We start from the raw sequence: 23,722 nt of genomic DNA, 5'->3' as shown, positions 1-23,722 counted from the left end.
CCGGAGGTTGCACGACCTTTGGAGAAGTACCACTACATATCATCGAGGATCAGCATGACTTCTTCACCCAAGCCCTCACGTAAGTTGCTGGCCATTGCTGGCGCACTTTCCGTTGTCGCAGGTTCTTTCGCAGCGGTTCCCGCTACCTTTGCGGCAAACGTCTCCGCGTCTGTCCCCGGAGGAAACTCCCAGACCTCTGCTGAGGAATGCCGCCACATCGCAGTGAGCGCTACCCAGTACCAGGGCCTGCCCGGCCAGTACCAGCTGGCATACTCGGCGGCAACCTCCTCCCTCTACACCTCCTTCTCTTCCGGCCGCCCGCCGGTACTGACCGGTGGTGTCGGCACCTGGAACGTTGGATCCACCCCGAGCCTCTCCACTGTCTACCAGTTCCCGACCACCGACTTCACCGCTCGTGGCGCTACCGCACCGACCGGTAAGCAGATTGAATCTCCCTACGGTATCGCTTACGACGAAGCAACCGGATACGTATGGGTTACCCAGACCCGCGTCAACAAGGTATCTGTCTTCGACCCCGCGACCAATAAGATTATCTGGAGCAGCGCAGAAGGCGAGGTCAACCACCCGCGCGAGGTACGCATCGATCCCTCCAGCGGCAAGGTCTTTGTCTCTGGCTCCGGCGGCATTAGCGTCTTCGACACCACCCTGCACGCTCTGGTCAAGAAGATTGAATTCACCGATGCCAAGGGCGAATCTGACATCGCAATGAACATGCACGTGGACTCCGCCGATGGCAAGCTCTACGTTCCTTCCCTGAGTGCCGGCACCGTGAAGGTAATCGACACCAAGAGCTACGAGGTTGAGAAGACCATTCAGCTGCACAAGGACAATGCTGAAGCCGACCTGAACGCCTCTGACGTCACCATCGACAAGTCTCTGAAGGAAATCTACGTCAGCTCCCAGGGTGACCGTAAGGGCACTAACTCTGGTATCACCGTCTACGACCTGGAAACCGGCGCCTACAAGAAGACCATTCCTTTCGGCTCTCAGGCTCTCGCCCTTGCCTCCGACGAAGCCCGCGACCTGCTGTACGTGACCGATTACGGTACCGGTAACGTCGGCGTTGTTGACGCACGAACCGGAACCGTTGTTTCTCAGGTGTCCACCGGTGCAACCAGCGGTGCAAATGATGTTCTGGTCACTGCAGACGGTAGCGTATACGCTGTAGCACGTAGCATCGAAGGCGCTTCCGCCATCGAAACGAACTACACCATCGATAAGACCACCGGTGAATACCGCACCTCTAGCACCGAGCCCAAGGGCAAGGACAACGCAGATTCCCCGATTACCCCCGGCGTCATGGTGAAGATCAACACCACCGTTGAAACTACCGCGAAGCCGGTAGTGCAAACTGCTTCTGAAGAACTGGTGAAGACCTACGCTGACGGCGCTAAGCTCTACGCAGTGAAGGACTGGACCACCGGCGAAACCCTGAAGCTGCGTGGTGAAGGTTTCAAGACTCAGGACGGTTCGAAGGGCTCCGTGCTCGCCGTCAAGCTGAACAAGGGCCGTATCTCCGCGAAGGAAGAGCCGAAGTTCAACGGTGTTGAGGGCAACAGCGCAGGTGTTTGGGCGTACATCCAGGCAGATGAGAACGGTAACTTCACCGCTGAGTTGCCGTACCCGACCACCGAGAACTCCAACCTGACGGAAAACCTGAAGAGTGGCGACAAGGTGTCGGTCTTCCTGCTCTCCGGCTCCATTGTTGAAGGTGACACTCCTCGCGGTGGTGAAGCGCTCTCCGCAACTGTTGCAGAGAAGAAGGCAGACACCGCTGAGACCTGCGCACCGGCAGAAACCACCCAGGTTGCTGCTACTCCTTCTGGCGTGACTACCACTTACCCTGCCGGCACTAAGCTGAGCCTGCCGGATAGCGAACAGCCCGCCCCGGCTCCGAGCGAGTCTGCTAAGCCTGAGCCGACTACCCCGGCTCCGAGCGAGTCTGCTAAGCCTGAGCCGACTACCCCGGCTCCGAGCGAGTCTGCTAAGCCTGAGCCGACCACTCCGGCTCCGAGCGAGTCTGCTAAGCCTGAGCCGACCACTCCGGCTCCGAGCGAGTCTGCAAAGCCCGAACCCAGCACCCCGGCACCCTCCGAAAGCGCAGAATCCAATGAGGTTGTGCACGAATACAAGGACGGCGCTAAGGTCTACTTCCCCAAGACCTGGGATGGCCAGAAGCTGACCTTCCGCGGTGAAGGCTTCAAGACTCTGGACGGTAAGGGCTCCGTTATCGCAGTCAAGCTGAATAAGGGCGCTATTTCTCCGAAGGAAGAGCCCAAGCTCGAAGGCGTTGAAGGCAATAGCGCAGGCATCTGGGCATACATCAAGGCGGACGAAAACGGTAACTTCACCGCAACCATCGACCGCCCCACCGTGGCAAACTCTAACCTGACTGAAGAGCTGAAGACCGGCGATAGCGTTGCTATCTACCTGCTCTCCGGTTCCCTGGCAGAGAACGATAACGTACGCGGTGGTGTGGCTGCAGAATACACCTTCAGCATCGACAACCAGGCACCTGCACCGAAGGCATCCGAATCGGCTAATGCACCTGTAACTAACCCCTCTGAGGCGCCTTCCGCACCGGCAGACTCCAAGGAACAGGTAAAGGAAAACGCTAAGGATCAGTCCAAGGCTCCCGCGGATTCTTTGAAGTCTGAGGCTCAGAAGAAGGACAGCACTGCACCGAAGACCTCCGGCTCTTCGTCGCAGAACGCAGCATCTTCCAACAACGGCTCCACCGCTTCGAGCTCCTCGAAGTCTTCGCTGGCTAACACCGGTGCTTCGGGCGTTGTCGTTGCTGCAGGAATCGGCGTTCTTGCCCTGGTCGTTGGCGCAACCGTGCTGGTAGCACGTCGCCGCAAGGCATAGCCCGTACCCCACGGCAGCTCACGATACTACCGCTTGGTGGTAGCGAAAGAGGTAGAGCGGGATCTGCTAGATATTCAAGAACCCGATTGACTCTCTGAAACTGCCGATACGCACTGAAAGGGGCGGTATCCATCGAACCGATGGGTACCGCCCCTTTCGTTTTGCCTATACGTCTGTATTCGAGCGGAAGGCCTAGACCAGGATCAGGAGTAGCAGCGGGGGAGAGCGGAAGAGAAGCGGAGGAAGGGTGAAGCGCACCCTTTACGCTCGCCCGCCCTTATTTGACGAGTTAACAGCCTGAAGAATGAAGTGCGGGATTCTAACACCTCAAATACGAAGAAAACCCGCACCGAAGTGCGGGTTTAGTGTCAAAGCGAGGTTCGGTCCCTAGACAAACGGATTAGCGAGGAAAAAGGGACCCAAGAAATCTGTCCGATAAGGACCGAACCTCTTGTTTGACGCATGCGTCTCTTCTATTATGGTACATCTCGCTGATTTTCGCACCTTGAATCGCGATTTTTGCTAAAAAACTTGATTTTTGAAAAAACAACCCTTAATTTCTAAATTTTTAAGCAGATTTTTTCAGAACGCTGTTTTGAGGGGGTCAGAGGTGAAGAAATATTACAAAATCTATGGCTCTGGTCGACTCGATATAAGTCTTTTAGTTCTAGAAGATACCGATAGCTCTAGATATATGTCTTTCATGCTAATTATGTTTAGATTGTAAAGCTTTTATGGGGTAAATTTGCCCCGCTCAGAGCTGGAGGGGGAAACAGCTCAGGATGCCAATATAGGGCCTCTTGAGGATGAAAGACGCAGTGCATTGACTGCGCTAGAAAAGCCTCAAAAATGGTGGGCAAAGCGTAAGATGTACAGCAGAAAGCTCCGGATGCTAAGCCTGCAAAATATAAGGTGAGCTAGCCTCCAAACTACACAACTCTGGAGATGCCTATGGTTCCCCCTGTCGCAGGAGAAGAGCAGAAGAACGTGCCGGATGCCAAGCGTTTTTCCGTGGATCGTTCCGCGGGACTTGCTGGCCAATATCAAGTGGCATGCAACCCAGAAGAGAACGTTCTTTTTGTAAGTGGAAGCTATAACCACACAAAGACCCACGGCACTCTCTGCGCCACGATTGCTCGCATAAACGCGGATACCCTGCAGATTGAGAAGACGGCTACTCTGCCCGTTATCCCGGAAAATAACCCCGAACTAGCACACCTCTTCCAGGCTCAAGCTGCCTATGGGTTAGCCGCAGACAATGAACGGGGGCTTCTCTGGACCGGAGGAACCCGCACAAACTCGGTCACCGCATACTCCCAAAAGGACCTATCGCTCGTATGGGATTCTCTCGCTCTAGGAGTAGAGATGCTGACTCCGCGCGAGCTATACGTCGCACCCAACGGTGCCGTGCTCGTTACCGGCATGGGTGGCTACCAGGTGATTTCTGCGCCCAACGCAGAAGGGGAGCGTAAGGTTAGCGCCCTTCAAGGGGAAAGTCCCGCCATGCTACTAGGGCCCGTAGCGGATGAAACCCGTAGCCTCCTGTACATCCCGAATATTATGCGAGATGAAATCTGGGTTGTGGATATGAATACCTGGGAGCTCGTGCGCAGGCTACCCGTAATTGGAGGGGAAGATACCAATACTCCAGTCGGTGTACACGGCGTGGAGATTGACTCGTCGCGCGGTGAACTATATGTCTCTGCGCAAGGGCGCGAGGGTAAGAACGGCGGTCTATACGTTCTGAGTCTTGAAGGCGAACGACTCGATTATCTTCCTTTCGGAAAAATGCCCACCGATATCTTGCTCGATGCAGAACGTCACCTGCTCTATGTTGCTGATTTCGGTGGCAAGGGGGAGGCGGCAGTCGCTGGTGGTGGAACTATTACCGTCATTAATACGCTCAATCGAACCATTGTTGAGATTGCGCAGGTGGCCCCCACCCGCATAAACCACCAGGTTCTGCTGAAGGACGGGAGTGTTATTGCTGTCGATAAAGCAGGAGACTACCCCGCAGCTGAGGTTCCCTACGTGCTGGATGCAAACTCTGGCGAATACTACGAGGCTGCAGAAGAGACTCGACCGGGAGAACCTCCTCGCCCTATCGCTCGTGACGGTATCGCGAAAGTATATATGCCCTAGATGATGAGTGAAGAGCGGCTGAGTCGCCAATGTCGTGTCTGCTGTGCTCTCGCGTCGTATGCATGTTTGTGTAAGGAGCGGAACCGCGGTGATCTCCCGCCAGCCCCGCGGCAAGTCTGTCGTGGAGGCATATTAAAACGTAGTAAAATATAAATATCTACCATCCTTGTTTGACACATTGTTTGGTAGATTTCTCGAGGCCCCTTCAGTTTCTTATGCGTCAGGAACTACACGAAGGGGCCTCCTGCTTTAAGTGTCAAATAAGAGACCTTCTCGCTCGAGGGTGATGTGGGATATGAGGTTTTTAGTCCCTAAACCCGACTATTTCCAGAGATAGGGTGGGGGAGACCGAAATCATAGTCAGTAAACTCTTGCGCTACATACCTGCTTCCTGTACAGTGTTAAGACTGTGTGGCTGTATCCAAATAGCCGCGCAACCACGGGCTTCTCGTGCCAGTGCATAATGCCGCTACTTACGGGTGGGATACGCCCGCTTCACGCGGGTCCAAATGCTTCTGGCATGGGTTTGCCCCAGGCGTTTCCGCTAACCCCTTCCACAGAGATGGGGCCCGGGGCGTCAACCAATCCCGTAAAAATGTTCCGCAAGGCTGGCTCGCGCCTAAAGCGAGTCGGAACCGGCGAGACGACAGGAGAAATATGATTCAGCAGGAGTCGCGACTGAAGGTCGCCGACAACACTGGTGCGAAGGAAATCCTGACCATCCGTGTTCTCGGTGGTTCCTCGCGTCGCTACGCAGGCATTGGCGACATCATTGTCGCAACCGTCAAGGATGCAATCCCCGGCGGTACCGTAAAGAAGGGTGACGTTGTCAAGGCAGTCGTCGTCCGCACCAAGAAGGAAACCCGTCGTCCCGACGGTTCCTACATCAAGTTCGACGAGAACTCCGCAGTGATCCTGAAGAACACTGATGGTGATCCCCGTGGTACCCGTATCTTCGGCCCCGTGGGTCGTGAGCTTCGCGACAAGAAGTTCATGAAGATCGTTTCGCTGGCTCCGGAGGTGCTCTAATTCATGGCTAAGATCAAGTCCGGCGACCTGGTTCAGGTTATTTCCGGTGCAGATAAGGGCAAGCAGGGCAAGGTTCTGAAGGTTCTCCCCAAGGAAAACCGCGTGATTGTTGAGGGCGTTAAGGTCGTCACCAAGCACACCAAGGCTAACCCCCTGACCGGCGCAGCAGGCGGCATTCAGAAGGTTGAGGCACCGATCCACGTTTCTAACGTTGCGATTGTTGACCCCGAGACCAAGAAGCCGACCCGTGTTGGTTTCCGCCTCGAGACTGTAGAGCGTGACGGCAAGGAGCGCACCGTTCGCGTGCGCGTTGCTAAGCGTTCGGGTAAGGACATCTAATGACCGAAACCAAGATCACCCCCCGCTTCAAGACCAAGTACGCTGAGGTCGTCGTTCCCGCTCTGCAGGAAGAGTTCAAGTACGAGAACGTCATGCAGACCCCGAAGATCGTTAAGGTCGTCGTAAACATGGGTGTTGGCGAGGCAGCTCGCGACGCAAAGCTCATGGACGGCGCAATCCGCGATCTCACCGCAATCACCGGTCAGAAGCCGATTGTTACCCGCGCTAAGAAGTCCATCGCACAGTTCAAGCTGCGCGAAGGTATGCCCATTGGTGCACACGTCACCCTGCGTGGCGACCGCATGTGGGAATTCCTGGACCGCCTCGTCACCCTGGCACTGCCCCGAATCCGCGACTTCCGCGGCCTCTCGGACCGCCAGTTCGACGGTAACGGTAACTACACCTTCGGTCTGACCGAGCAGTCCATGTTCCACGAAATCGATCAGGACTCGATCGACCGCGTGCGTGGTATGGACATCACCGTGGTGACCTCCGCGAAGACCGACGAAGAAGGCCGTGCAATCCTGAAGGCACTGGGCTTCCCGTTCAAGACCAACTAACGACTACGTTGTAGGTCCAGACCCCGTTACCGCGGGGTAGGGAAACCACAACGAGGAAGGGCAAAAGCCCACAATGACTATGACTGATCCGGTCGCAGATATGCTGACCCGTTTGCGTAACGCAAACTCCGCATACCACGACACCGTATCCATGCCCTACTCCAAGCTGAAGTCTCGCATTGCTGAGATCCTGAAGGCTGAGGGCTACATCGCCGACGTGAAGGTTGAGGATGCAAAGGTCGGCAAGACCCTGACCCTCGTCCTCAAGTACGGTCCGTCCCGCGAGCGTTCCATCGCTGGCGTGCGTCGTATTTCCAAGCCGGGCCTGCGTACCTACGCAAAGTCCACCAACCTGCCCCAGGTTCTGGGTGGCCTCGGCATCGCAATCCTGTCCACCTCTTCGGGTCTGCTCACTGACAAGCAGGCTGCGAAGAAGGGCGTGGGCGGCGAAGTCATCGCTTACATCTGGTAGTCGGTTAGAAGAGAAAGGAAGAGAATAATGTCACGTATTGGACGTCTCCCCATCTCGGTTCCCGCCGGCGTTGAGGTTAAGGTCGATGGCAACCTGGTCACCGTTAAGGGCCCCAAGGGCGAGCTCTCCCACAAGGTAGCTTCCCCCATCACCGTGGCTCTGAACGAAAACGAGATCGTTGTATCTCGTCCGAACGACGAGCGCCTGTCTCGCTCGCTGCACGGTCTGACTCGTACCCTGATTCAGAACCTGATTATCGGCGTTACCTCCGGCTACGAGAAGAAGCTGGAAATCGTTGGTACCGGTTACCGTGTGACCCCGAAGGGTAACGACCTGGAGTTCGCTCTGGGCTACTCCCACCCGATCAACATCACCGCTCCCGAGGGTATTAACTTCGCAGTGGAGGGTGCTAACAAGCTGACCGTGTCGGGTATCGACAAGCAGCTCGTTGGTCAGGTTGCAGCAAACATTCGTGGTCTGCGTAAGCCCGATCCCTACAAGGGTAAGGGTGTTCGCTACGCAGGTGAGCACATCCGCCGCAAGGTCGGAAAGGCTGGTAAGTAAACATGGCTATCAAGTCGAAGGCAGCGCAGCGTGCACGTCGTCACGCTCGCATCCGCAAGTACGTTTCGGGTACCGCTGCGCGTCCGCGCCTGTGCGTCACCCGTTCGACCCGTCACATGTTCGTTCAGGTTATCGACGATGTCAAGGGCGTAACCCTGGCATCCGCTTCCACCATGGAAGCAGAGCTGCGTGCAGCTGACCTGGACAAGACCGCTAAGGCAAAGCGCGTTGGTGAGCTCGTTGCAGAGCGCGCCAAGGCAGCTGGTGTTGAGGCAGTCGTGTTCGACCGCGGTGGTAACAAGTACCACGGCCGTGTTGCAGCCGTTGCTGACGGTGCACGCGAGGGAGGTCTTGCACTCTAATGAGCGAGCAGAACGTAAAGGAAACTCAGGTGAGCGAAGCAGTAGTAGCTGAAACCGCTGAGACCTCCAACCAGCGCGAGGAGCGCCGCAACAACCGCGGCGAGCGTCGTGGCCGTGGTGAGCGCCGTAACAACCGCGCTCGCGAGGAGGAGAAGGACAAGTACATCGAGCGCGTTGTGACCATCAACCGCGTTTCCAAGGTCGTCAAGGGTGGTCGTCGCTTCAGCTTCACCGCACTGGTCGTCGTTGGTGACGGTAACGGCCTGGTCGGCGTTGGCTACGGTAAGGCTAAGGAAGTTCCCGCAGCAATCTCCAAGGGTGTCGAGGAAGCAAAGAAGAACTTCTTCCGCGTTCCCCGCATCGAAGGCCGCACCATCCCGCACCGCGTGCAGGGTGAGGCAGCTGCAGGCGTTGTGATGCTCCGCCCGGCAACCGCTGGTACCGGTGTTATCGCAGGTGGCCCCGTGCGTGCAGTACTCGAGTGCGCAGGCATTCACGACGTGCTGTCCAAGTCGCTCGGTTCCTCGAACCAGATCAACATCGTTCACGCAACTGTTGCAGCACTCAAGGAGCTCGAGGAGCCCCTGGCAGTGGCAGCCCGCCGTGGCCTGCCCACCGATGAGGTTATCCCCAGCTACCTGCGCAACACCAAGTCTGAAAAGGCAGGTGCGTAGTAATGGCCAAGCGTATTCAGCCCAGCGACGCAAAGCTGGAAATCACCCAGGTCAAGTCCTATGTTGGTCAGAAGCAGAACATGCGCGACACCCTGCGTTCCCTGGGCCTCAAGCGCCCCGGCAACAAGGTAGTCCGCACTGCTGACCCCGTCACCGTTGGCATGGTTAACACCGTTGCTCACCTGGTGAAGGTTGAGGAGGTCAAGTAAAGATGGCAGAAGCTATCAAGATTCACGATCTGCGCCCGGCACCGGGTGCCCACAAGGCAAAGACCCGCGTTGGCCGCGGTGAAGGCTCCAAGGGTAAGACCGCAGGTCGCGGTACCAAGGGTACCAAGGCACGTTACCAGGTTCGTGCAGGCTTCGAAGGCGGCCAGCTGCCGCTGCACATGCGCCTGCCGAAGCTGCGCGGCTTCAAGAACCCCTTCCGCACCGAGTACCAGGTTGTTAACCTGGACCGCATCCAGGAACTGTTCCCCAACGGTGGCGACGTCACCGTCGAGGCACTGGTTGCTAAGGGCGCCGTTCGTAAGAACGAGCTCGTGAAGGTTCTGGGCAACGGCGAAATCTCCGTCAAGGTGAACGTTGTTGTTGACAAGGCATCGGCTTCCGCTATCGAGAAGATCGAGGCCGCTGGCGGTTCTGTAACCGTTAAGTAGTCTTCAAGACGAGAAAGCCCCCGTCCGTACGCTGTACGGCGGGGGCTTTTTGCTACTTGAAAAGATTCACAACAGGACTATATTCCTGTATTCGCATATTTGAACGCTTGGTGTGCGCCACATTTTGTGTTCAAAAATCACGCTAAGAGAATATAAAAGCTACATAATCTGCTAGGGAGTTATCGTTACCCGCTCCAAACACGATAGACTGGAAGATGTGTTTACTGCGCCCTAAAACTCTTTGAGAGGGATGGGCGCCCCATAGACTTACAGGAGGACATGTGCTGAGCGCATTCGGGCGAGTCGTTAAGACCGCCGATTTGCGGCGTAAGCTGCTGTTTACCCTGGCAATGATTGTGCTGTACCGCGTGGGCACTTTCATCCCCGCGCCAGGCGTTTCCTACGGAAATGTACAGCAGTGTCTAAACGCCAATGTTACGAGCGGTGGCGTCTACGATATCGTCAACCTTTTCAGTGGTGGCGCACTGCTGCAGCTTTCGATTTTTGCCCTCGGCGTGATGCCGTACATTACCGCGTCCATTATCATCCAGCTGCTGCGCGTGGTCATCCCGCGATTCCAGGAGTTGCACGATGAGGGCGCGCAGGGTCAGGCAAAGCTCACCCAGTACACCCGCTACCTGACCATCGCTCTTGCTCTGCTGAATGCAACCACCATCGTCTCGATGGCACGCTCTGGCGTTCTGCTGGGTAACTGCCCGGGCATCATCCCCCAGGATGACGTACTGCACATCCTGCTGATTATCGTCACCCTGTGTGCGGGTACCACCGTCATCATGTGGATGGGCGAGCAGATTACCGAGCGCGGCGTCGGCAACGGCATGTCCCTGCTGATCTTCACCTCCATCGCTTCCTCCTTCCCGAGCGCTCTGGGCTCCATCCAGCGCACCCACGGTTGGGGTATCTTCGCGGCTGTCTGCGGTATTGGCCTGCTGGTCATGCTCGCCGTGGTCTACGTGGAACAGTCCGTTCGCCGTATTCCCGTGCAGTACGCAAAGCGCATGATTGGTCGACGCACCATTGGCGGCACCAGCACCTACATCCCGCTGAAGGTCAACATGGCCGGCGTGATCCCGCTGATCTTCGCCTCCTCCCTGCTGACCCTGCCCGGTCTGATTGCCCAGTTCAACACCCCCACCAACGGCTCCACCCCGCCGGACTGGGTTAACTGGATCAACGCATACCTGGTGCGTGGCGACCACCCGCTGTACATCGTCCTCTACTTCTTCATGATTATTGGCTTCGCCTACTTCTACGTGGCGGTCACCTTCGACCCGGTGGAAGTAGCGGACAATATGAAGAAGTACGGTGGCTTCATCCCCGGTATTCGTGCTGGCAAGCCCACTGAGCGTTACCTCAGCTACGTACTCAACCGAATTACGTTGCCTGGCGCACTTTACCTGGGTGTAATTTCCATGATTCCCCTGGTAGCGCTTATCCTATTCAACGCAAACCAGAATTTCCCGTTCGGCGGCGCCTCGCTGCTGATCGTGGTGGGTGTTGGTCTTGATACTCTCAAGCAGATCAACGCTCAGCTCCAACAACGAAACTACGAAGGACTGCTCCGATGAACCGTCTGCTCATCGTCGGCCCTCCCGGTGCAGGTAAGGGCACCCAGGCCGTCAAGATCGCTGAAGCGCTGAAGATTCCCGCAATTTCTACCGGCGATATCTTCCGTAAGAACATCAAGGAAGAGACCGAACTCGGTAAGGAAGCGAAGTCGTACATCGACTCCGGTAACCTGGTTCCCGACTCTGTCACCAACAACATGGTGCGTGCACGCCTGGACGAAGGCGACGTCGTCAACGGCTTCCTGCTCGACGGCTACCCCCGCAACACTGCACAGGTGCACGAGCTGGACTCCATCCTTGAAGCTAAGGGCGAGAAGATCGACCGCGTTCTGCTGCTCGTTGCAGATAACGACGAACTCGTCGAGCGTCTGCTCAACCGTGCAGCTGAGCAGGGTCGTACCGATGACAACGAAGAAGTCATCCGTCACCGCCTGAAGGTCTACGAAGAGGAGACCGCACCGCTGATCGCAATCTACCGTGAACGCGGCATCGTCAAGGAAGTTAACGGCCTCGGCGAGATTGCTGAAGTCACCGAGCGCATCCTCGACGCTCTGAAGTAATCTTCTGCTGTACCCCCGCAATTTGAGGTGCATGATGCATCACAAAGACTTGCGGGGGTACAGTGCTGTCTGTAGAGTTCTAAGCTTGGGCGCACCGCCCCCTATACCTAAGGAGCCAGAATGGCACGAGTCGAAATTAAAACCAATGCACAGCTTCAGCAGATGGCTCGTGCAGGCGTCATCACCAGCCGCGCGCTCGATGCGGCAGTGGCGGCTGCTCGCCCCGGTGTAACCACCGCAGAGGTGAACGCCGCTTTTGAACGCACCATGCTGGAACTGGGTGGTACCTCCAACTTCTACGGCTACTACGACTACCCGGCAACCGTATGCACCTCCGTCAACCACGAGGTTGTTCACGGCATCCCCGGCGACTATGTCCTAAAGGACGGCGACATCCTCTCTATCGACGGCGGCGCGTACGTTATCGACCCCGCAACCAACCGCCAATGGCACGGCGACTCGGCACGTACTGTGCTGGTCGGTGACAACGTGAGCGAAGCACGCGCGGAGCTCTCCGCCGTCACCTGTGAGGCAATGTGGCACGGCATCGCCGCTCTGGCAACCGCAAAGAAGGTCGGCGAAATCGGCCTTGCCATCGAAGCGTACGTGACCGAAGAATACGGCGATAAGTACGGCATTATTGAAGATTACGTAGGCCACGGCATCGGTTCCCAGATGCACATGGCACCGGACGTGCTGAACTACGCTGTGCGTGACATGGGCCCGAAGATCAAGCCCGGTATGGCTTTCGCTATCGAGCCGATGCTTGTGACCGGTTCCATCGAGACCAAGGTGCTTTCCGACGACTGGACCGTTGTGACCGTTGACGGCTCCGATGCCTGCCAGTGGGAGCACTCCGTTGCCGTGCACAGCGAAGGTATCTGGGTCCTGACCGCAGAAGACGGCGGCGCAAGCGAACTGGCTCGCTTTGGCGTAACTCCTGTGCCCATCCCCGCCTAAATCCCACTCCGAGGCGTAGGGGAGGGGCATCTACCTCCACAGTAAGAAACCGGCGAATCCGGTCCGGTGCGTGATAACGCATCCGAAAGCATCCACATTACAAGGAAGAAGCTCCATGAGCGAAACTCTCAACAGCGGCGAGGCAACCGCACCCGCTGCGACCAAGGTGCCGGTTGAAATCTCGAACGTTCGCCCCGCACCCGGCCAGATTGCCCTGAAAGCACCGCGCCGCGCGAAGCCGCCCAAGCACATCGCTGACTTCGACATGGCTGGTCGCCGCGAATTTCTGAAGGAACTGGGCTACCAGTCGTTCCGTGCATCCCAGCTATCTAAGCACTATTTTGAGCGTCTGGTCACTGACCCGGCTGAGATGACTGACCTGCCGGCTAAGGACCGCGAGCAGATGGTTGCGCAGGCTATGCCGCAGCTTCTGACCCCGGTTCGTACCCTGGAGGCTGATGGTGGCGACACCCTGAAGGTTGTGCACCGCCTCTTTGACGGTGCGCTCATCGAGTCCGTCATCATGCGCTATGACAACCGCGTGACGATGTGCATCTCTTCGCAGGCTGGCTGCGGCATGAACTGCCCCTTCTGCGCAACCGGTCAGCAGGGTTTGACCCGTAACCTGTCCACCGCAGAAATTGTGGAGCAGGTTGTAGCCGGCGCCCGCTACCTGAAGCAGATGAAGGGCCTGGAAGAAGCAGAAGGCGGCTCTGAGGATACTCGTCCGCTGCGTGTTTCGAACATTGTCTTCATGGGTATGGGCGAGGCGCTCGCTAACTACAAGGCAACCATGGGTGCTGTGCACCGCCTGATTGACCCTTCGCCCGAGGGCCTGGGTATTTCTGCTCGCGGTCTGACTATGTCGACCGTGGGTCTGGTGCCGGGTATTCGTAAGTTCGAGATGGAGAAGCTGCCCATTACTTTGGCGCTGTCTCTGCATGCTCCGGATGATGAGCTGCGTGATGAGCTGATCCCGATTAACCAGCGCTGGAAGGTTGATGAGACCCTGGACGCTGCGTACGACTACTACCGTACGACCGGCCGTCGCGTTTCCATTGAGTACGCGCTGATTCGTGACATTAACGATCAGGGTTGGCGTGCGGATCTGCTGGGTAAGAAGCTGGCGCAGCGCGGCCGCGGTTGGGTGCATGTGAACCCGATTCCGCTGAACCCGACCCCGGGTTCGAAGTGGACGGCGTCCCGTAAGGGCGTGGAGCAGAACTTTGTGGAGCGTCTGCGTGCCCACGGTATTCCGACGACTATTCGTGATACTCGCGGTTCCGATATTGATGGCGCATGCGGTCAGCTTGCCGCTAAGGAAGACTAAGCGGCTGAGCTGTAACCGATAAACGGTGCCCCTTTCCCACGCGAGGAAGTCCTTAAAGCTTTCTCAAGAGTGGGGGAGGGGCTTCTTCCCTTTAAACCTTAAGTGCCTGATGTCATAAAAATCACGGTTGTTTTTCCCTGGTCTTTGCCGTAGAGTTAACGGTTGGTTGTTTGTGCCAGTGTTAAGTGCGCCTTAAAACGCCCCAGCACCTCACCGCGGTGAGCTCACAAACAGAAGATACATTTGCCCGCCGCACCTGCGACGGGCACCGACGTTAGCGGAGGATATGGCTAAGAAAGACGGCGTCATCGAGATTGAAGGCTCTGTGGTTGAAGCTCTGCCCAACGCGATGTTCCGTGTTGAGCTGGATAACGGCCACAAGGTTCTCGCACACATCTCGGGCAAGATGCGTCAGCACTACATTCGCATCCTGCCTGAGGACCGAGTAGTAGTGGAACTGAGCCCCTACGACCTTTCCCGAGGTCGTATCGTCTACCGTTACAAGTAAACCCGAGATAAACGTCGCCCCTGGCGGCGTTTAAATCGTGTTCAAAGGGATAACGCAGTTCCCCAACGTAAGTGAGGGAACCTCTTATCTCGCCAGTAATCAAGTTGCAATCAAAAGGAATGCGATGAAGGTCAAGCCGAGCGTTAAGCCGATCTGCGATAAGTGCAAGGTGATCCGCCGTCACGGTGTGGTCATGGTGATCTGCGAAAACCCGCGCCACAAGCAGCGCCAGGGCTAATCCCTAGCAGCTGACTTCATAGCCGCCCCGAAAGAGGGCGGAATTGTCATAGGCACCGCTCCGAAGCAACGCCAACGAGGCGCCTTCGGATACCTCCGGACTCAGAGGCCGGGGACCGGGTCAGAACAACCCGGGCAGTGATGCTATAGACCTCTGGAAAACAACAAGGAGAAGCCAGTATGGCACGTCTCGCTGGAGTTGATATTCCCCGCGAAAAGCGCGTGGAAGTTGCTCTCACTTACATCTACGGCGTGGGCAAGACCCGTGCACACGAAACCCTCGCTGCTACCGGCGTCAACCCTGACACCCGCGTCAAGGACCTGACCGACCAGGAGCTCGTGGCACTTCGTGACTTCATCGAAGGCAACTACAAGGTTGAAGGTGATCTTCGCCGCGAGGTTGCAGCTGACATCCGCCGTAAGGTTGAAATCGGTTCCTACCAGGGCCTGCGCCACCGCCGCGGCCTGCCGGTTCACGGTCAGCGCACCAAGACCAACGCACGTACCCGTAAGGGCCCGAAGCGTACCGTCGCAGGTAAGAAGAAGTAAGACACGTTGCTCTGTTGGGTATCTCTATCCGACCAACGTATAAGTAAACCTTTGTAGGAGAATCAAAAATGCCTCCCAAGACTCGCGCTGCGGCAGCTCGTAAGACCAACCGCCGCAAGGTTAGCAAGAACATCGTTGCTGGTCAGGCTCACATCAAGTCGACCTTCAACAACACCATCGTCTCCATCACCGATCCCACCGGTGCAGTGATCTCCTGGTCCTCCGCTGGCGACATGGGCTTCAAGGGCTCCCGTAAGTCCACCCCCTACGCCGCACAGCTGGCTGCTGAGGCTGCTGCAAACCGCGCCAAGGAGCACGGCGTCCGCAAGGTTGACGTGTTCGTCAAGGGCCCCGGTTCCGGTCGCGAAACCGCAATCCGCTCCCTGCAGGCTGCAGGCCTCGAGGTCGGTTCGATCCAGGACGTTACCCCCGTTGCACACAACGGTTGCCGTCCCCCGAAGCGCCGCCGCGTCTAATTAGGTCCCTGACCTAATCCCTCGACGGGTACACTCCACGGAGCTGTACCCGGAGAGTACAGACACCCGTCTGCTTCCTAAGATATGTTTTCCCCAACCTGTGGGCTCATATAGCGGAGCTCACCGAAAGGAAACAAAGTGCTTATTGCACAGCGCCCCACTCTGACTGAAGAGGTCGTAGCGCCCAACCGCTCGCGCTTCACCATCGAGCCTCTGGAGCCCGGTTTCGGCTACACCATGGGTAACTCCCTCCGCCGTACTCTGCTGTCCTCCATCCCCGGCGCCGCTGTTACCAGCGTCCGCATTGATGGCGTACTGCACGAGTTCAGCACCGTTCCCGGCGTGACCGAGGACGTCACTGAGATCATCTTGAACATCAAGAAGCTCTCCATCTCTTCTGAGAACGACGAGCCCGTCGTGGCCTACCTGCGCAAGCAGGGCGAAGGTGAACTGACCGCAGGCGACATCGAGGTTCCCGCTGGCGTGGAGATCCACAACCCGGAACTGCACCTGGCAACCCTGAACGCCTCGGCAAACTTCAACGCTGAGCTGGTTATCGAGCGCGGTCGCGGCTACGTGACTGCAGCTCAGAACAAGGTCGGCGATGGCGAGATTGGCCGTATCCCGGTTGACTCCATCTACTCCCCGGTTCTGAAGGTTACCTTCAGCGTGAACGCGACCCGTGTTGAGCAGCGCACCGACTTCGACAGCCTGACCCTGGACGTCGAAACCAAGGAAGCCATCGCACCGCGTGACGCCGTTGCTTCTGCAGGTAGCACCCTGGTCGAGCTCTTCGGCCTGGCACGTGAGCTGAACATTGCAGCTGAGGGTATCGAAGTTGGTCCGTCGCCCGCCGACGAGTCCATGGCCGCTGATCTGGCACTGCCGATCGAGGACCTGAACATGTCCGTCCGCTCCTACAACTGCCTCAAGCGCGAGGGCATCCACACCGTGGGTGAGCTCGTGACCCGCAGTGAAGCTGACCTGATGGACATCCGTAACTTCGGTGCTAAGTCCATTGACGAGGTCAAGGCAAAGCTCATCGAGCTCGGCCTGGCTCTGAAGGACTCCCCTCCCGGTTTCGAGCCTGCTGCACGCCCGCTTGATGACGAAGACGGTTCCGGCGAATAATTTCGACCGAATAGTTCACCCGGTTTCACCGGGATCAGTCAAACTTGATTCCCTAAGAGGCTCCGCTGCTGGGGCGTTAGGGAACGCAACTATGGAGATTTAACTATGCCTACTCCCACTAAGGGTCCCCGCCTCGGCGGTTCCCCGACCCACGAGCGCCACATGCTCAACAACCTGTCGGCGCAGCTGTTCCAGCACAAGCGCATCACCACCACCCTGACCAAGGCAAAGCGCCTGCGTCCGGTGGCAGAGCGCTTCATCACCTTCGGTAAGAAGGGCGACCTGGCTGCTCGCCGTCGCGTGCTGCGTTCCATCACCGACAAGTCCGTCGTGCACGAGCTCTTCACCGTTATTGCTCCGGCAATGGCAGAGCGCCCCGGTGGTTACACCCGCATCATCAAGATCGGTAACCGTAAGGGCGACAACGCTCCCATGGCAGTCATCGAGCTCGTCATGGAGCCCGTTGCAACCAAGGGTGCAGTTGCTGAGGCAACCAAGGTTGCTGAGAAGGCAGCTGAGGCTCCCAAGGCTGAAGCAGCTGAGGGCCTGCCCGCAGGTTCCCACGCACCCCTGGAGTCCGGCGAGGCTCCCGAGGGCTTCGAGGTTAAGGGTAACGCCGATTCCATGAAGTACCACGTGCCCGGTTCCCGCTGGTACTCCAGCACCAAGGCTGAGATCTGGTTCGACTCCGCTGAGTCGGCAGAGGCTGCAGGTTACGCCCCCGCAGGTGGCGCAGCAGCACAGAAGGTTTCCGAGTAATACGGAATCTAGCTGATATAGGCTAAGCCTAAAATACGTCAATCCGCCGTCCACTATTGTGGGCGGCGGATTGGTGTATCTGCATACTTAAGAGGATACGGTTCTTTGCGCATTCGCTATCCAAGAGCCGGTCTGTAGTCTTCAATCGTCCTTTACCGCTGAAAGGCACACCAATGCATAACGCTACTGCTTTAGAGAATCACGAAGAGCCGCTCTTCATCGCTACGCACCGCGTGCGCATTGATTGCGCTTACGACGGTTCCCTTTTCAGCGGATGGGCTGCCCAGCCGAACCTGGTCACCGTGCAGGGAGTCATTGAGAACGCCCTTGAACTGATTTTGCGTGTACCTCACCGCGTGGTGGTCGCGGGTCGAACCGATGCCGGTGTGCATGCGGAAGCCCAGACCCTACATTGCGATCTGAGTGATGAGGACTGGACTCGCCTGCAGGGGCGAACCGGGGAAGATGACCCGACGGCTGCACTGGGGCGCCGCCTCACCGGTGCTCTTCAGCGATGCCTTTACGATGCGGAAGAACAACTCAACCTGCCGAAGAACGTTCGCGGTATTTTGCAGGGGGCTATTCAGATTCACCGCGTGAGCGAAGTGCCCTTCGATTTTGATGCGCGCTTCTCGGCCACCGGCCGCCGCTATGTTTACCGCATCGCGGATGGTGCGGCAGACGGTCTGAACCCTCTGCACCGCACCTACACCTGGGCGGTGCCGGAGCACCTGGATTGTGCTGACCTGAACGAATCGGCGCAGCAGTTACTCGGCCTGCGCGATTTTCTTTCCTTCTGTAAGCCGCGCGAAGGGGCGACTACGATTCGCGAACTGCGGGAACTCAGCTTTACCCGCACTGAAAGCGGGCTGATTGAGGTGCGCGTGGTGGCTGACGCCTTCTGCCATCATATGGTGCGTTCACTCGTCGGCGCCCTGGTTCTCTACGGTACGGGCAAACGCGACACTGCCTGGTTGCGTGAACGGATTGAGAACCCGGGACGCGAGGCTTCGCTGACTCTGGCGCCTCCGCATGCGCTCGCTCTGGCTGAGATTTACTACCCTGCGCCGGAGCTCTACGGCGCGCAGGCGGAGCGTGCTCGAGCAAAGCGCGAAGAGCACGAAGCACAGAGTGCTTAATGCCCTGTGCATATTGAGCCTCGTCATCTTGCGCATGCTCCGCAAAGCGTCGCGGGGGAGTGCAACTACCACGGGTGAATTACACGGATGGAATTTAAAATGTGTTTAAGGTAAAAAAGCCCTATTTTTAAGGCTTCAGCGGTGGATTAAGCACTCGACGTCCTGTATAGTCTTGATATGTTGTGCGTGTTCTACCCGAGCGCGCTCTAACCGCTGTCTAGTTGCAGGACGTTAAGGCGGTCTAGAGTACGGGCAGAACGGGCGGCAGCTCGGTCCTCACCCGGGTGTTCGTCATGCACGTAAGTAAAAGGCGCGATACCCAACTAAGCGCCGTATGTACATTTCGAGACAAAGGCCAATATTTTGCGCACTTATACTCCCAAGCCCGGCGAAGTCGAGCGCCAGTGGCACGTCATTGACGCCACCGACGTCGTTCTCGGCCGCCTCGCAAGCCAGACCGCTATCCTGCTGCGCGGTAAGCACAAGCCGACTTTTGCTCCCCACGTTGACACCGGTGACTTCGTTATCATCGTGAACGCTGAGAAGGTCGCCCTGACCGGTGCAAAGCTCGAGCAGAAGCGTGCATACCGCCACTCGGGTTACCCCGGCGGTCTGAAGTCCGTGAACTACGCAGAGCTGCTTGAGACCAACCCCGTTCGCGCGGTTGAGAAGGCTGTCAAGGGCATGCTGCCCAAGAACAAGCTTGCTGCACAGCAGCTCAAGAAGCTGAAGGTCTACGCTGGCCCCGAGCACCCGCACGCGGCACAGCAGCCCAAGACCTACGAATTCAACCAGGTCGCCCAGTAATTCGGGCCTACGAAGAAACAATAGGAGAAATCGTGGCTCAGAACGAAGAGCAGATCGTAGTCGAGGAAGAGCTGACCAGCTACACCTCGGAGTCCGCTGCCCCCGCAGCGGCTAAGGCAGCACGTCCGGCCCTGACCGTTGCAGGCGCAGCAGTTGGTCGCCGCAAGGAAGCAGTGGCACGCGTTCGCGTTGTGCCCGGTTCCGGCAACTGGACCATCAACGGCCGTAGCCTGGAAGACTACTTCCCCAACAAGCTGCACCAGCAGGACGTCAACCAGCCCTTCAAGCTCCTGGAGCTCGAGGGTGCATACGACGTCATCGCACGCATCAACGGTGGTGGCCCCTCCGGTCAGGCAGGTGCTCTGCGCCTGGGTATCGCTCGTGCACTGAACGAGATCGACCGCGAGAACAACCGCCCCGCACTGAAGAAGGCTGGCTACCTGACCCGTGACGCACGCGTCATCGAGCGTAAGAAGGCTGGTCTTAAGAAGGCACGCAAGGCTTCGCAGTTCTCCAAGCGTTAATCGCTGGTTTTCACGAAGCGTTACGCCCCGCTTCTCCTTCGGGAGAGTCGGGGCGTTTTGCGTATCTGCTCACCGTGAGCGTTACAAGGTTATAGGGTGCATATAACTGTTACGTTTGTTCATCGAAGAGCACACCGGTAGAGTTAAAGAGTCAAAGCAGACAGGAAGAAAAGAGTACTCATGGCAGAGCAGAATCCCTCCACCCAGCCCGAAGAGAAGGCAGTGGAGGCTCCTCAGACTGAAGCCCACCAGCACGCCGCTGGAGGCGCACACGCACACACCGGTTCTGAGAAGAAACAAGCCATCAAGGAAGCCCTGAAGCCCCAGGCACGCCGCACCTCCGTTGTCGAAGACTACTCGGCAGAGCTGGACGAAATGGCTTCCCTCACCCGCGCCCTCGGCAAGGACAAGAAGGACGACGAAACCTCGCAGGCATGGAAGAAGGGTTATCCCTACGACACCAAGCTCAGCCGTAAGGCATACGAGAAGGAAAAGCGTGCCCTGCAGATTGAGCTGCTGAAGCTGCAGCTCTGGGCTAAGTCCACCGGTCAGAAGATCCTCATCATCTTCGAAGGCCGTGACGCAGCAGGTAAGGGTGGCTCCATCAAGCGCTTCACCGAGCACCTGAACCCCCGTGGCGCTCGCGTTGTGGCACTGGAGAAGCCGACCGATATCGAGCAGACCCAGTGGTACTTCCAGCGTTACATCAAGCACCTGCCCTCCGGCGGCGAAATCGTCCTGATGGACCGCTCCTGGTACAACCGTGCCGGCGTTGAGCGCGTTATGGGCTACTGCACCCAGGCACAGTACTTCGAGTTCATGCGCGAAGTTCCGGACCTGGAGCGTATGCTGGTGAACTCCGGTATCCGCATCATCAAGTTCTGGTTCTCCGTCACCCGCGAAGAGCAGCTCGCACGCTTCACCTCCCGCCGTACCGACCCGGTCCGCCAGTGGAAGCTTTCCCCCACCGACCTGGCTTCCCTGGACAAGTGGGACGACTACACCGCGGCGAAGGAAGCAATGTTCTTCTACACCCACACCGGTGACGCTCCCTGGACCGTTATCAAGTCCAACGACAAGAAGCGCGCCCGCCTGGAAGCAATGCGTTACGTGCTCTCCCAGTTCGACTACACCGCCAAGGATGAGGCTGTTGTCGGCGAGCTCGATTCGCTGATTGTTCGCTCCGCATCTGACGTCTTCGAGGACGAGTCCGGCGACTCTCCCGACGGTTTCCCCGTCGTCAAGTAAGCGACGCAAATAGGGCATGAGCCTTAGCCCGCTCTAGGGCAATAAACCGCCATATAGCGTGCACTGCAAAGGTGCCTGTCTCTCTTTTTCCAACCCCTGGAACGGAGAGCAGGCACCTTTGCGCGTCTACAGAAACATTAGCTATGAAGCAGATATATAGAGGCTGAAAATCACTCTCCGATTCTGAAGAAAATACGGTGTATACGCCTGGGGAGAGTTATGCCCATCGTAAAATAAAAGGGTGACTGAACGACTTTTTGGAACCGACGGCGTACGCGGTCTGGCAAACGATGTAATTACTCCCGCCCTGGCTATGGAGCTCGCGCAGGCGGCCTCTATTGTGCTGGGCTTTGACACGGTAGAAGAGGGTGTACGCCCCCGCGCCGTGATCGCAAATGACTCCCGATCCTCTGCAGACTTTATTGTCTCTGCGATGAAGGCTGGCTTCGCTAGCTCAGGCGTTGACGTACTGGACGCAGGTATCGTCCCCACCCCCGCAGCAGCGTACCTGGTGGCACACACCGGTGCTGACTTCGGTGTGATGATTTCTGCATCGCACAACCCCGCAGCGGACAACGGTATTAAGTTCCTTGCACGTGGCGGCCAGAAGCTGGAAGACTCCGTCGAGGACGCTATTGAGCGCGTCTACCGTGAGAAGTCCTTCCGCTACCCGACCGGTGGCGCTGTAGGTACCGTCAAGCCCCTGGAGAACGGTACCGAAGCTTACGTGAAGCACCTGGTCTCCACTCTGCCCGAGGGCAAGCCCCTCACCGGCAAGAAGATTGTTCTGGACTGCGCAAACGGTGCAGCATACGCAGCATCTCCCGCAGCCTTCGAGGCGCTGGGTGCTGAGGTCATCGCACTGGCTGTGGAGCCCAACGGCACCAACATCAACGACGGCGTGGGCTCCACCCACCCCGAGAAGCTGCAGGCAGCAGTGGTTGAGCACGGTGCAGACCTCGGTATCGCACACGACGGCGACTCTGACCGCTGCCAGGCAGTTGACGAGAAGGGCAACCTGGTAGACGGCGACCAGATTATGGCTATCCTGGCTGTTGCCGCTAAGCGCGAAGGCAAGCTCTCCAAGGACACCCTCGTCGCAACCGTGATGAGCAGCCTGGGTCTGGAACTGTACCTGCGTGAGCACGGCATTACCCTCGGCCGTACCGCTGTTGGCGACCGCTACGTCCTCGAGTCCATGCGCGAGCACGGCTACAACCTCGGCGGCGAGCAGTCCGGCCACGTCATCATGAGCGACTACGCAACCACCGGTGACGGCGTTCTGACCGGCATCCAGCTGGCAGCAGAGGTGGCTCGTAGCGGTCAGACTCTCTCCGAGCTGGCATCCCGCATGCAGCCCACCCCGCAGCGTCTGATCAACGTCAAGGGCGTTGACCGTGCGGCTGTGAAGACCAACGAGGCGCTCGCTACCGCTGTGAGCGAGGCTGAAGGCGTACTGGGCGAGAGTGGCCGCGTGCTGCTGCGTGCATCCGGCACTGAGCCTCTGGTTCGCGTGATGGTTGAGGCTGCAACCCAGGAGCAGGCTGATGAGGTTGCTCAGCAGCTGGCTGACGTCGTGGCTAAGGAATTGGCACTCTAAACGTATTCTTCCGGTGCGAAGACCGGAATGGAGGATAGAGAAAGGGCTGGGAAGGTGTTACCTTCCCAGCCCTTCTTCGTTATCTTAGGCGGGCGTAGGGGATAAGGATGCGGAAAACCCCCGTATCCACGGGGGATACGGGGGTTTGAAAAATTAGTGGTAGAGAGCAGAGAAATTACTTCTTTGCCAGAGCGTCGCGGATCTCCTTCAGGAGGTCAAGCTCGGTCTCTTCCTTTTCAATAGCCTCGTCTTCAGCCTTCTTCTTAGCCAGCGCGAGTTCAGTCAGCTTCTGAGTGGGCACAACAACTGCGAAGTACACAGCAGCTGCAATCATGATGAAGTTGACAATAGCGGTCAGGAACACGCCAACCTTGATCTGGCCGAAGACCAGGAAGTTGTCGAAGTTGGGGGAGCCAACCAGCATGGAGATAGCCGGCATCAGGACGGCCTGGACAAGCGAGGTCACCACAGCGGTGAAGGCGGTACCCATAATCAGACCAACTGCGAGGTCGATGACGTTACCGCGGATTACAAAATCTTTAAAACCCTTAAGCATGAGATATAGAATAGCGCCTTTTTGCCTCAGAAAATGCCATATTCTGAGAAAATTTTCGTT

At 57.6% G+C, this 23,722-nt stretch carries 27 protein-coding genes; 26 read left to right on the top strand and 1 reads right to left on the bottom strand.

Translation table 11 applies throughout. The annotated features are described in order from the left end of the window. Nucleotides 1–54: 54 nt before the first annotated feature. The 26 genes from RWL87_RS01120 to glmM all read left to right on the top strand — a co-directional run bounded on the left by RWL87_RS01120 (nt 55) and on the right by glmM (nt 23,106). A complete protein-coding gene (locus tag RWL87_RS01120; protein ID WP_313968617.1) occupies nt 55–2,889 on the top strand; it encodes an LPXTG cell wall anchor domain-containing protein in 2,835 nt (944 codons plus the stop codon). A 951-nt stretch (nt 2,890–3,840) separates the two neighbouring features. Further along, a complete protein-coding gene (locus RWL87_RS01115) occupies nt 3,841–5,031 on the top strand; it encodes a YncE family protein (RefSeq protein ID WP_303985972.1) in 1,191 nt (396 codons plus the stop codon). Between the two features lie 657 nt (nt 5,032–5,688). After that, a complete protein-coding gene (rplN, locus tag RWL87_RS01110) occupies nt 5,689–6,060 on the top strand; it encodes a 50S ribosomal protein L14 (protein WP_005504986.1) in 372 nt (123 codons plus the stop codon). A 3-nt stretch (nt 6,061–6,063) separates the two neighbouring features. Then, the gene (rplX, locus tag RWL87_RS01105) at nt 6,064–6,399 is read left to right on the top strand and encodes a 50S ribosomal protein L24 (RefSeq protein ID WP_005504988.1); all 336 of its coding nucleotides are present in this window, start codon (nt 6,064–6,066) and stop codon (nt 6,397–6,399) included. Next, entirely contained in the window at nt 6,399–6,959 is a 561-nt protein-coding gene (gene rplE, locus RWL87_RS01100) for a 50S ribosomal protein L5 (protein ID WP_005505001.1), read from the top strand. Before rplX ends, rplE begins: the two co-directional genes overlap by 1 nt. Nucleotides 6,960–7,032: 73 nt before the next feature. Next, complete coding sequence (rpsH, locus tag RWL87_RS01095) at nt 7,033–7,431, top strand: 30S ribosomal protein S8 (protein WP_049331925.1); 399 nt, start codon at nt 7,033–7,035, stop codon at nt 7,429–7,431. Nucleotides 7,432–7,458: 27 nt separating this feature from the next. Further along, on the top strand, nt 7,459–7,995 hold the full coding sequence (rplF, locus tag RWL87_RS01090; RefSeq protein WP_313968616.1) for a 50S ribosomal protein L6: 537 nt from the start codon (nt 7,459–7,461) through the stop codon (nt 7,993–7,995). Between the two features lie 2 nt (nt 7,996–7,997). Then, a complete protein-coding gene (gene rplR, locus RWL87_RS01085; RefSeq protein ID WP_005505006.1) occupies nt 7,998–8,357 on the top strand; it encodes a 50S ribosomal protein L18 in 360 nt (119 codons plus the stop codon). Nucleotides 8,358–8,386: 29 nt separating this feature from the next. Beyond that, nucleotides 8,387–9,031, top strand: coding sequence for a 30S ribosomal protein S5 (gene rpsE / locus RWL87_RS01080; RefSeq protein ID WP_171840195.1), 645 nt, complete (start codon nt 8,387–8,389; stop codon nt 9,029–9,031). Nucleotides 9,032–9,033: 2 nt separating this feature from the next. Further along, nucleotides 9,034–9,240, top strand: a complete 207-nt coding sequence (gene rpmD / locus RWL87_RS01075) for a 50S ribosomal protein L30 (protein WP_004005265.1) — start codon at nt 9,034–9,036, stop codon at nt 9,238–9,240. A gap of 2 nt (nt 9,241–9,242) precedes the next feature. Then, the gene (rplO, locus tag RWL87_RS01070) at nt 9,243–9,689 is read left to right on the top strand and encodes a 50S ribosomal protein L15 (RefSeq protein WP_005505008.1); all 447 of its coding nucleotides are present in this window, start codon (nt 9,243–9,245) and stop codon (nt 9,687–9,689) included. A gap of 281 nt (nt 9,690–9,970) precedes the next feature. Continuing rightward, entirely contained in the window at nt 9,971–11,278 is a 1,308-nt protein-coding gene (gene secY / locus RWL87_RS01065) for a preprotein translocase subunit SecY (RefSeq protein WP_304269640.1), read from the top strand. Beyond that, entirely contained in the window at nt 11,275–11,838 is a 564-nt protein-coding gene (locus RWL87_RS01060; protein WP_070633782.1) for an adenylate kinase, read from the top strand. The genes secY and RWL87_RS01060 overlap by 4 nt, the downstream gene beginning before the upstream one ends. 120 nt (nt 11,839–11,958) lie before the next feature. After that, on the top strand, nt 11,959–12,798 hold the full coding sequence (gene map / locus RWL87_RS01055) for a type I methionyl aminopeptidase (RefSeq protein ID WP_313968615.1): 840 nt from the start codon (nt 11,959–11,961) through the stop codon (nt 12,796–12,798). A gap of 115 nt (nt 12,799–12,913) precedes the next feature. Continuing rightward, nucleotides 12,914–14,128 carry a 23S rRNA (adenine(2503)-C(2))-methyltransferase RlmN gene (gene rlmN / locus RWL87_RS01050; RefSeq protein WP_005505017.1) on the top strand — a complete coding sequence of 405 codons (1,215 nt, stop codon included), beginning with the start codon at nt 12,914–12,916 and terminating at the stop codon, nt 14,126–14,128. A gap of 286 nt (nt 14,129–14,414) precedes the next feature. After that, nucleotides 14,415–14,636: a translation initiation factor IF-1 gene (gene infA / locus RWL87_RS01045; RefSeq protein WP_005505018.1), complete on the top strand. Its 222-nt coding sequence runs from the start codon at nt 14,415–14,417 to the stop codon at nt 14,634–14,636. 124 nt (nt 14,637–14,760) lie between these two features. Beyond that, nucleotides 14,761–14,874, top strand: coding sequence for a 50S ribosomal protein L36 (gene rpmJ, locus RWL87_RS01040; protein WP_004005257.1), 114 nt, complete (start codon nt 14,761–14,763; stop codon nt 14,872–14,874). 179 nt (nt 14,875–15,053) lie between these two features. Then, nucleotides 15,054–15,422: a 30S ribosomal protein S13 gene (gene rpsM, locus RWL87_RS01035; RefSeq protein ID WP_005505026.1), complete on the top strand. Its 369-nt coding sequence runs from the start codon at nt 15,054–15,056 to the stop codon at nt 15,420–15,422. 68 nt (nt 15,423–15,490) lie between these two features. Then, on the top strand, nt 15,491–15,898 hold the full coding sequence (gene rpsK / locus RWL87_RS01030) for a 30S ribosomal protein S11 (protein WP_005505028.1): 408 nt from the start codon (nt 15,491–15,493) through the stop codon (nt 15,896–15,898). Nucleotides 15,899–16,036: 138 nt separating this feature from the next. Next, complete coding sequence (locus RWL87_RS01025; RefSeq protein WP_005505031.1) at nt 16,037–17,029, top strand: DNA-directed RNA polymerase subunit alpha; 993 nt, start codon at nt 16,037–16,039, stop codon at nt 17,027–17,029. Nucleotides 17,030–17,134: 105 nt separating this feature from the next. Further along, a complete protein-coding gene (gene rplQ, locus RWL87_RS01020) occupies nt 17,135–17,788 on the top strand; it encodes a 50S ribosomal protein L17 (RefSeq protein ID WP_005505032.1) in 654 nt (217 codons plus the stop codon). A 173-nt stretch (nt 17,789–17,961) separates the two neighbouring features. After that, complete coding sequence (truA, locus tag RWL87_RS01015) at nt 17,962–18,927, top strand: tRNA pseudouridine(38-40) synthase TruA (RefSeq protein ID WP_313968614.1); 966 nt, start codon at nt 17,962–17,964, stop codon at nt 18,925–18,927. A 363-nt stretch (nt 18,928–19,290) separates the two neighbouring features. Continuing rightward, on the top strand, nt 19,291–19,734 hold the full coding sequence (gene rplM / locus RWL87_RS01010) for a 50S ribosomal protein L13 (protein WP_005505035.1): 444 nt from the start codon (nt 19,291–19,293) through the stop codon (nt 19,732–19,734). A 32-nt stretch (nt 19,735–19,766) separates the two neighbouring features. Then, nucleotides 19,767–20,258: a 30S ribosomal protein S9 gene (gene rpsI / locus RWL87_RS01005; protein WP_005505036.1), complete on the top strand. Its 492-nt coding sequence runs from the start codon at nt 19,767–19,769 to the stop codon at nt 20,256–20,258. A gap of 180 nt (nt 20,259–20,438) precedes the next feature. Further along, nucleotides 20,439–21,506, top strand: a complete 1,068-nt coding sequence (ppk2, locus tag RWL87_RS01000) for a polyphosphate kinase 2 (protein WP_313968613.1) — start codon at nt 20,439–20,441, stop codon at nt 21,504–21,506. A 241-nt stretch (nt 21,507–21,747) separates the two neighbouring features. Further along, entirely contained in the window at nt 21,748–23,106 is a 1,359-nt protein-coding gene (glmM, locus tag RWL87_RS00995; RefSeq protein ID WP_313968612.1) for a phosphoglucosamine mutase, read from the top strand. A gap of 175 nt (nt 23,107–23,281) precedes the next feature. Here the strand turns inward: glmM and mscL are convergent, their stop codons facing one another. Then, nucleotides 23,282–23,662 (bottom strand): large conductance mechanosensitive channel protein MscL, encoded by a 381-nt coding sequence (gene mscL, locus RWL87_RS00990; protein WP_313968611.1) that lies wholly within the window; start codon nt 23,660–23,662, stop codon nt 23,282–23,284. Nucleotides 23,663–23,722 lie beyond the last annotated feature (60 nt).

Source organism: uncultured Rothia sp. (assembly GCF_963555405.1).
GTDB lineage: Bacteria > Actinomycetota > Actinomycetes > Actinomycetales > Micrococcaceae > Rothia.
Note: the sequence above shows the minus strand (reverse complement) of the source record. Positions and strands in the feature narration are given on the sequence as shown.

Excerpts from the sequence above, each read along its gene's own strand:
- rpsH (WP_049331925.1), top strand. The coding sequence starts at position 7,033 with ATGACTATGACTGATCCGGTCGCAGATATGCTGACCCGTTTGCGTAAC.
- rplR (WP_005505006.1), top strand. The coding sequence starts at position 7,998 with ATGGCTATCAAGTCGAAGGCAGCGCAGCGTGCACGTCGTCACGCTCGC.
- truA (WP_313968614.1), top strand. The coding sequence starts at position 17,962 with ATGCATAACGCTACTGCTTTAGAGAATCACGAAGAGCCGCTCTTCATC.
- ppk2 (WP_313968613.1), top strand. The coding sequence starts at position 20,439 with ATGGCAGAGCAGAATCCCTCCACCCAGCCCGAAGAGAAGGCAGTGGAG.
- rlmN (WP_005505017.1), top strand. The coding sequence starts at position 12,914 with ATGAGCGAAACTCTCAACAGCGGCGAGGCAACCGCACCCGCTGCGACC.
- rplF (WP_313968616.1), top strand. The coding sequence starts at position 7,459 with ATGTCACGTATTGGACGTCTCCCCATCTCGGTTCCCGCCGGCGTTGAG.
- rpmD (WP_004005265.1), top strand. The coding sequence starts at position 9,034 with ATGGCCAAGCGTATTCAGCCCAGCGACGCAAAGCTGGAAATCACCCAG.
- rplE (WP_005505001.1), top strand. The coding sequence starts at position 6,399 with ATGACCGAAACCAAGATCACCCCCCGCTTCAAGACCAAGTACGCTGAG.
- rpsK (WP_005505028.1), top strand. The coding sequence starts at position 15,491 with ATGCCTCCCAAGACTCGCGCTGCGGCAGCTCGTAAGACCAACCGCCGC.
- rpmJ (WP_004005257.1), top strand. The coding sequence starts at position 14,761 with ATGAAGGTCAAGCCGAGCGTTAAGCCGATCTGCGATAAGTGCAAGGTG.
- RWL87_RS01115 (WP_303985972.1), top strand. The coding sequence starts at position 3,841 with ATGGTTCCCCCTGTCGCAGGAGAAGAGCAGAAGAACGTGCCGGATGCC.
- rpsM (WP_005505026.1), top strand. The coding sequence starts at position 15,054 with ATGGCACGTCTCGCTGGAGTTGATATTCCCCGCGAAAAGCGCGTGGAA.
- rplN (WP_005504986.1), top strand. The coding sequence starts at position 5,689 with ATGATTCAGCAGGAGTCGCGACTGAAGGTCGCCGACAACACTGGTGCG.
- infA (WP_005505018.1), top strand. The coding sequence starts at position 14,415 with ATGGCTAAGAAAGACGGCGTCATCGAGATTGAAGGCTCTGTGGTTGAA.
- RWL87_RS01120 (WP_313968617.1), top strand. The coding sequence starts at position 55 with ATGACTTCTTCACCCAAGCCCTCACGTAAGTTGCTGGCCATTGCTGGC.
- mscL (WP_313968611.1), bottom strand. The coding sequence starts at position 23,662 with ATGCTTAAGGGTTTTAAAGATTTTGTAATCCGCGGTAACGTCATCGAC.
- rplQ (WP_005505032.1), top strand. The coding sequence starts at position 17,135 with ATGCCTACTCCCACTAAGGGTCCCCGCCTCGGCGGTTCCCCGACCCAC.
- rplX (WP_005504988.1), top strand. The coding sequence starts at position 6,064 with ATGGCTAAGATCAAGTCCGGCGACCTGGTTCAGGTTATTTCCGGTGCA.
- map (WP_313968615.1), top strand. The coding sequence starts at position 11,959 with ATGGCACGAGTCGAAATTAAAACCAATGCACAGCTTCAGCAGATGGCT.
- RWL87_RS01060 (WP_070633782.1), top strand. The coding sequence starts at position 11,275 with ATGAACCGTCTGCTCATCGTCGGCCCTCCCGGTGCAGGTAAGGGCACC.
- rplO (WP_005505008.1), top strand. The coding sequence starts at position 9,243 with ATGGCAGAAGCTATCAAGATTCACGATCTGCGCCCGGCACCGGGTGCC.